The 6,000-nt window shown below is 69.0% G+C and carries 9 protein-coding genes; 6 read left to right on the top strand and 3 right to left on the bottom strand.

Annotated elements, in window-relative coordinates:
* Window positions 1–45 precede the first annotated feature (45 nt).
* Window positions 46–471, top strand: coding sequence for an arsenate reductase ArsC (locus ACSNOK_RS03720; RefSeq protein ID WP_436779083.1), 426 nt, complete (start codon window positions 46–48; stop codon window positions 469–471).
* A 93-nt stretch (window positions 472–564) separates the two neighbouring features.
* Here ACSNOK_RS03720 and arfB read toward each other — a convergent pair whose 3' ends face one another.
* Window positions 565–993 carry an alternative ribosome rescue aminoacyl-tRNA hydrolase ArfB gene (gene arfB, locus ACSNOK_RS03715; protein WP_185941537.1) on the bottom strand — a complete coding sequence of 143 codons (429 nt, stop codon included), beginning with the start codon at window positions 991–993 and terminating at the stop codon, window positions 565–567.
* 213 nt (window positions 994–1,206) lie between these two features.
* Between arfB and ACSNOK_RS03710 the strand changes: the two genes are divergently transcribed.
* On the top strand, window positions 1,207–1,782 hold the full coding sequence (locus ACSNOK_RS03710) for a TerD family protein (protein ID WP_436779082.1): 576 nt from the start codon (window positions 1,207–1,209) through the stop codon (window positions 1,780–1,782).
* Between the two features lie 107 nt (window positions 1,783–1,889).
* Here the strand turns inward: ACSNOK_RS03710 and ACSNOK_RS03705 are convergent, their stop codons facing one another.
* Entirely contained in the window at window positions 1,890–2,585 is a 696-nt protein-coding gene (locus ACSNOK_RS03705; protein WP_436779081.1) for a class I SAM-dependent methyltransferase, read from the bottom strand.
* Between the two features lie 66 nt (window positions 2,586–2,651).
* A complete protein-coding gene (locus tag ACSNOK_RS03700; protein ID WP_436779080.1) occupies window positions 2,652–3,101 on the bottom strand; it encodes a glycine-rich domain-containing protein in 450 nt (149 codons plus the stop codon).
* 411 nt (window positions 3,102–3,512) lie between these two features.
* Here ACSNOK_RS03700 and ACSNOK_RS03695 point away from each other — a divergent pair, with 411 nt between their 5' ends.
* From ACSNOK_RS03695 to ACSNOK_RS03680, 4 genes are all read left to right on the top strand, one after another.
* Window positions 3,513–4,292, top strand: coding sequence for a helix-turn-helix domain-containing protein (locus ACSNOK_RS03695; protein WP_436779079.1), 780 nt, complete (start codon window positions 3,513–3,515; stop codon window positions 4,290–4,292).
* A 287-nt stretch (window positions 4,293–4,579) separates the two neighbouring features.
* Window positions 4,580–4,984: a YunG family protein gene (locus tag ACSNOK_RS03690; RefSeq protein WP_436779078.1), complete on the top strand. Its 405-nt coding sequence runs from the start codon at window positions 4,580–4,582 to the stop codon at window positions 4,982–4,984.
* A 161-nt stretch (window positions 4,985–5,145) separates the two neighbouring features.
* A complete protein-coding gene (locus ACSNOK_RS03685; RefSeq protein WP_436779077.1) occupies window positions 5,146–5,442 on the top strand; it encodes a hypothetical protein in 297 nt (98 codons plus the stop codon).
* A 189-nt stretch (window positions 5,443–5,631) separates the two neighbouring features.
* Window positions 5,632–5,820 (top strand): antitoxin, encoded by a 189-nt coding sequence (locus tag ACSNOK_RS03680; protein WP_436779076.1) that lies wholly within the window; start codon window positions 5,632–5,634, stop codon window positions 5,818–5,820.
* Window positions 5,821–6,000: the final 180 nt, after the last annotated feature.

Raw genomic sequence — 6,000 nt, 5'->3', positions numbered from 1 at the left:
CCTCCCCCACCGGCCACCCGGCCACCCTCCCGGAAGGCTCCCCCCATGCCTGAGTCGGCCAAGCCCTCGGTCCCGTCGGTCCTGTTCGTGTGCGTCCACAACGCCGGACGCTCACAGATGGGCGCCGCCTTCCTCGCCCACCTGGGCGGCGACCGCGTCGAGGTGCGCTCGGCCGGCTCGGCCCCGGCGGACCGGGTCAATCCGGCCGTCGTCGAGGCGATGCGCGAGGTCGGCGTCGACATCTCCGCACGGACACCGAAACCGCTGACCACCGACGCCGTCCGGGCGTCCGACGTCGTCATCACCATGGGCTGCGGCGACGCGTGCCCCGTCTTCCCCGGCAAGCGCTACCTCGACTGGAAGCTCGACGACCCCGCCGGACAGGGCGTCGACGCCGTCCGCCCGATCCGCGACGAGATCGAGCGCCGGGTGCGCGGCCTGCTCGCGGAACTGGGCGTCTTCGGCGTCTAGGGACACGGCACCGCGCGGCGGCGGGGGCCATGCCGAACGCCGAGGCGCCCCGGCCCCGTCCCCGTCCCCGTCCCCGAAGCGACGCAGCGTCCGTCAGCCCCAGTCGCGCGCGGAGCGCCCCCGCTTCGTCTCGGCACGCTGCTTCTTCTCCCGCAGCCGCCGCTCGTTGATGCCGCGCGGTATGCGCGTCGGCTTCCTCGGCTTCGGCGGCGGCGCGGTGGCCTCGGCCAGCAGCGCGGCCAGCCGGACGGCGGCCGCCTCCCGGTTGCGCCACTGCGAACGGTGCTCCGACGCCCGTACGGTCACGACCCCGCCCACCAGCCGGCCCGCCAGCCGCTCCAGGGCGCGCTCCTTCCACACCGCGGGCAGGGCGTCGGTGGCCGCGAGGTCGAAACGCAGCTCCACCTGGCTGTCGCTGGTGTTGACATGCTGCCCGCCCGGCCCGGAGGAGCGCGAGAAGCGCCAGACGAGCTCGGCCTCGGGCAGGCTGACGGCACCGCGGATGACGTAGGGACCGGACATGCCTCCATGGTCCCCCGCGCGCTCCGCCCGCGTCACCTCGTTTTGCCCCACTCCGCACCCGGAACCGGGGCACGCGGGCCCGAGCGGCCATCAGAAAGCAGTAAAGAAAGTAAAGGGGGATGGAACCCCACCCCCCGTCATCGACGTTATCCCGGGTGACGGGACCGCGTGGCAGCACGCGGTCCGCGAGTCGATGAGAAAGGGATCACCCCCATGCCTGTAAGCCTGTCCAAGGGCGGCAACGTCTCCCTCACCAAGGAGGCCCCGGGCCTGACGGCCGTCACCGTCGGCCTCGGCTGGGACGTCCGCACCACCACGGGCACGGACTTCGACCTCGACGCGAGCGCGATTGCGGTGAACCCCAGCGGCAAGGTCTACTCGGACGCCCACTTCGTCTTCTTCAACAACAAGCAGACGCCGGACCAGTCCATCGTGCACACCGGTGACAACACCACCGGCGTCGGCGAGGGCGACGACGAGCAGATCAACGTCAACCTGGCGGCCCTCCCGGCCGACGTCGACAAGATCGTCTTCCCGGTCTCCATCTACGACGCCACCGCGCGCTCGCAGAACTTCGGCCAGGTCCGCAACGCCTACATCCGCATCATCAACCAGGCCGGCGGCGCCGAGATCGCCCGCTACGACCTGAGCGAGGACGCCGCCACCGAGACCGCCATGGTCTTCGGCGAGCTCTACCGCAACGGCGCCGAGTGGAAGTTCCGCGCCGTCGGCCAGGGCTACGCGTCGGGCCTCCAGGGCATCGCCCAGGACTTCGGCGTCAACGTCTGAGCCTGATCGCCTGACCCGGCGCGAAGACCCCCCACCTCACCTTTGGGGGGTCTTCGCCATGTGCGACTCAAGCGCGCACTACGCGGCCCGGGAAACAGCCCCGGGCCTCAGCGGCCGGAACTTTCGTTCGTTCCGACGGCTTCGACGAGCCTGTGCCTCTCCGTCTCGGCTCGCACGAGCAACGTCCCTTCGCATGCGCCTTTCGGCGGGTCGATGACCGTCGCCGTGATGTTCGTAAAGCATGCCCCCGCCAACAGGGATGCCCACTCGTGCGGGGAATGGTCCCAACGCGCCACCGCGCGCGCTTCCCGGAGACGTTCCCCCGGCCGCCGATCGGTCTGAGGCGGCTTGTGCGAGAAAGCGAACACCCCGCCGGCGGTCAGGCTCCGGCGCACCAGCGGAAGGAACGTCGTCGGGTCCGTGAACCACACCGGTCCGAAGATCGACAGCACGACGTCGAAACTGTCGGGGTGGGCGGCAAGGAAATCCCTCGCTTCTGCCGTCCGGAAGGAGAGGCCGGGCAGGTGGCCCCACCGCTTTTCCGCCTTCTCGCGTTGACTAGGTGCGATGTCGATGCCGACGCATTGGGCGCCAAGTGTCGCGAGGTGGGCGAGGTTGCAGCCGCTGCCACACCCGATCTCCAGCACACGCCGCCCCTCAACCCCACCGATCACCGATTCGTCGGGCCCGTGATCGGCGTACTGGGTCCAGTTCAACCAGGTGGCGGCTCCGGCGGCATTGCGGGTCCTGCGCGGCGTTCGGCCGGCCGCGTAACGTTCCCATGCCGCGGTGACTGCTTCCATGCGGTTCCTCTCACACGTGATGGCTCCCCCGACCCGGAGGAGCCATCCGTCCACCGAACCTCGCTGTTACTTCCCGCCGACCGGGCTGTCAGTGCATCCGGCGTGGCACTGGGAGCAGTCGGATTCGTCGGCGTTCCACAGCTCGTAGTCGATGGCGAACCCGGATGCCTTGATCGCTTGGACGGTTTCCCGCAAGGAGGGTGCCTCGCCGCCGCCCTGCTCGGAGAGGTGCGGGACGTGGTGGATGTAGTGTCCGGCAACCGCGTTGCAGAAGGCCGCGTAGTTGATGCTGTCGAGCACGAACGAGTGAACTCCGACGTCCACACGCGGTGCCGGGCCCATGTGGACGCCGGGCCGTTCGGCAGAAGTGACCAGGTAGGCGATCGTCTGGTCAAAGGTCCGTTCCGCCGTCTCACGCTCCACACTGTGGTCGCGCATGATCAGCCGTACCTCACGTTCCCACACTTCGGGGGTTACGAAGGACCGGGGGTCGCGCGTTTGTACTGCTGTTGCCATCGTGCTGTCCTCCTGTTCCGGAGTGGTGCACTGCACTTGCCGACCAGGTCGGCCGTCACCGCTTTGAGGCGGGACATGACCGCCCGGGCGTTCTGACCCGCTCCCCTGCAGGGGCGTTCACTGCCGGGAACGGAAGTTCATTGACCCGACGCGAGCGACAGTGGTACGGACCGCCGAAGATCGCGAGCGGAACTGGCAGCGGCGGGGGAGGTGGCGATCGTTAAGGCCAGTTGTCCATCCGGATCACAGTACGTACAGCCATGCGGGCCACCCCTTCCCCACACCCCCGTCGTGGAGATAGGTGTACCAGCGACTTCTGTAGTGACGCGGCGACCGTCAAGGCGTCATTTCGGCGTCATTCATCGGTCAAAAGCCCTGACGGACTGTCGCCTTCGGGCTTACTGTCGAAGCGTGGCCGAACCGAACACGATCCTTCGTGCCGTCAGAGTCAGCCTGCGTCTGTCCCAGGATGATCTCGCCCGGGCCATACGTGAAGCCGGCCAAGAGCTCGGGCAACCGAACGAGTGCGCAAAGCGCAATGTTCAGCGATGGGAGTCGGGGGCGGTCGGGATGCCTCGGCCCATCTACGTCAGACCCCTGGAGCGAGTGACTGGCTTGCCGATTGAGGCCCTAGGTTTCGCCTTACCGGCACCGAACGCTCGACCGAAACATCCGGCCGTGACGAACGGTTACGAGCCGGTGCAAGGAGAGGTGGTAGAGGTGGGAGTCGCAACAGCCCCGGAAGGCACCGCCCCCATGCCCAAACGAAGTAACCACGGAACGCTGTCTGGCATCTGGCTTTCCCGGTACGAGTACCACTCGTCCGGCCGAGGATCCGACTTCACAGGCGAACATTTCGTCGTCATCATCCAGCACGGCGACAAGCTGACCGCGCGATCCCTGCCGGAAGGCTCTTCCAACCCGGATTCCCCGCTGACGATGGACCTGACCGTGAACGGCAATGTCGTCACAGGTACGTGGCGGGAAGAGACCGCCCAGACCGGCTACTACGCTGGTGCGGTCTATCACGGGGCGCTGCAACTGCTGGTCGAGCCCACTGGCCGCAAGATGAGCGGGAAGTGGGTCGGGTTCGGGAAGGACTTCGACGTGAACACCGGCCCATGGGAGTTGACGTTCATGGATGCGTCCGTTTCGAAGACCACCATGGCCGAGTACAACCGTCGCCCCTGAACCCGCTCGGACGGTGGCCGGTCGTACGACCGACGCGTGGCCGACAGCGGTCCGGAACAGGCGAAACGGCAGAAGCCGGTGGCCTGGCGGCTGTGCGCAAGTACGGCCGGTGGACTACGTATGCATCCCCCGAGGGACGCGCCGGACCTCCTGTCCTCGGGCCGTGGGACATCCGGATGAGCGGTCGGCTGCTCTCCCTGCGGACGAACAGTCGATCTCCTTGTCCGGCGTGGCTTCCTGTGTCTCGAAGAGAGCTCATTGTCAGAGACGACTGCGATGCTGCCGGCATGACCCCTTGGAACCTGACCGACCTGGACCGTGCCCTGCGCGCCAGTTGGGCCGCCGACACCTGCTCTCCGGACGACCTCGCTCGCTCCGGCTGGCAGTCGGAGAATCCGGCCTGGGGCCACTGCGACATCACGGCCCTGATCGTCCACGACGTCTTCGGTGGCGATCTCATGGCCGGTGAGGTGCACCTCGACGGAGTTCGGCACGGATTCCACATGTGGAACCGGCTGCCCAGCGGGGTCGAGTTGGACCTGACGCGTGAGCAGTTCCGGCGGGGCCAGACGGTCACCGAGGGCTGGGTCGTCGAACGTCCGCCTGGGCCGTTGCGCCGATGGGACGAGTATCTCCTGCTTCGCGAGCGGGTCATCGAGCGTCTCGGCTTCCTGCCGGGGCCTGCTCTCTGAGCAGTTGGGGCACCCGGTCTCCCGCCTCCGGTCGAACGCGCGGGCCTGCGAGGAGATCCGCTTCCGCACCCCCGGGAGCATGCGCCGGCCCGCGCCCCGTACGGATGAAGCCCGGCCCGTCCCCGGGACGGCCGGGCCGCCGGGCGCCATCATCGGGCCCGATGGCCGACAGCGAGGAACCCCAGGAGCCCTTTCCCGAGCCCGACGACGACAGTGCGGCGCGCCACCGCCCGCAGCCGGTCTGCCACTGGTGTCAGGGCTCCGGCTTCGTCCCCCGCGTGCTTGCCCACAATCCCGGGCCCGACCCGTTCCGGGGGCCGGCCGACACCGTGCACCGCACGGGCCAGTGCAAGCACTGCCGCGGCACGGGGACGTACGACTCGGCCCTCGACCCCACCATCGGGCCCGAGGACCGGACGGGCGACGGGTCGTGGGGCGGCCCCTGGGGCGGGCCGTGACCGCGCGGCATCCCGGCGGGCCGTCGAAGGGACGTCGACGAGCCGTCGGCGGGTCGGCCGACAAGCGTCACCCACCTGGACACCGGCCGTATCCGTCGGCACCCCTGCCCCCACCCGCCGCACCCGGAGTGCGAATCGGAACGAATGCCGCGATGCTGGGTGGGTCAGGCATGCGTTAGGAGGACACCCATGTCCATGCTCGACAAGCTCAAGGGCCTGCTCAAGGGCCACGAGGACACCACCCGCCAGGGCGTCGAGAAGGCGGGCGACGCCTTCGACGCCAGGACCGGGAACAAGTACCAGAGCCAGGTCGACGCCGCCCAGCGGAAGATCGACGAGCAGTTGGGCAACCGTCCGCCCACGGACGGGCAGCCGTAACTCGCTCAACCGTAAGTCGCCCACGGACGAGCCGTCGTAGGGTAGCCGCTCACGGGCGGGGCCGGCGCCGGAAGGAAGTCGGCCCAGGCCCCTCGGCCGCCGGCCCGACGCGGGAGGCACCCACCGCTCCGGCGAACCGCCGAACCGCTCCGGCAGACCGCCGCTCCGGCGAACCACCGC

This window comes from Streptomyces sp. URMC 126, from assembly GCF_051386555.1.
Taxonomy (GTDB): domain Bacteria; phylum Actinomycetota; class Actinomycetes; order Streptomycetales; family Streptomycetaceae; genus Streptomyces.
The sequence above is the reverse complement of the archived record's forward strand: the minus strand, read 5'-3'. Positions and strand labels throughout refer to the sequence as shown.

Coding starts and splice junctions, on each gene's coding strand:
- ACSNOK_RS03720 (WP_436779083.1), top strand. CDS start 46: ATGCCTGAGTCGGCCAAGCCCTCGGTCCCGTCGGTCCTGTTCGTGTGC.
- arfB (WP_185941537.1), bottom strand. CDS start 993: ATGTCCGGTCCCTACGTCATCCGCGGTGCCGTCAGCCTGCCCGAGGCC.
- ACSNOK_RS03710 (WP_436779082.1), top strand. CDS start 1,207: ATGCCTGTAAGCCTGTCCAAGGGCGGCAACGTCTCCCTCACCAAGGAG.
- ACSNOK_RS03705 (WP_436779081.1), bottom strand. CDS start 2,585: ATGGAAGCAGTCACCGCGGCATGGGAACGTTACGCGGCCGGCCGAACG.
- ACSNOK_RS03700 (WP_436779080.1), bottom strand. CDS start 3,101: ATGGCAACAGCAGTACAAACGCGCGACCCCCGGTCCTTCGTAACCCCC.
- ACSNOK_RS03690 (WP_436779078.1), top strand. CDS start 4,580: ATGACCCCTTGGAACCTGACCGACCTGGACCGTGCCCTGCGCGCCAGT.
- ACSNOK_RS03685 (WP_436779077.1), top strand. CDS start 5,146: ATGGCCGACAGCGAGGAACCCCAGGAGCCCTTTCCCGAGCCCGACGAC.
- ACSNOK_RS03680 (WP_436779076.1), top strand. CDS start 5,632: ATGTCCATGCTCGACAAGCTCAAGGGCCTGCTCAAGGGCCACGAGGAC.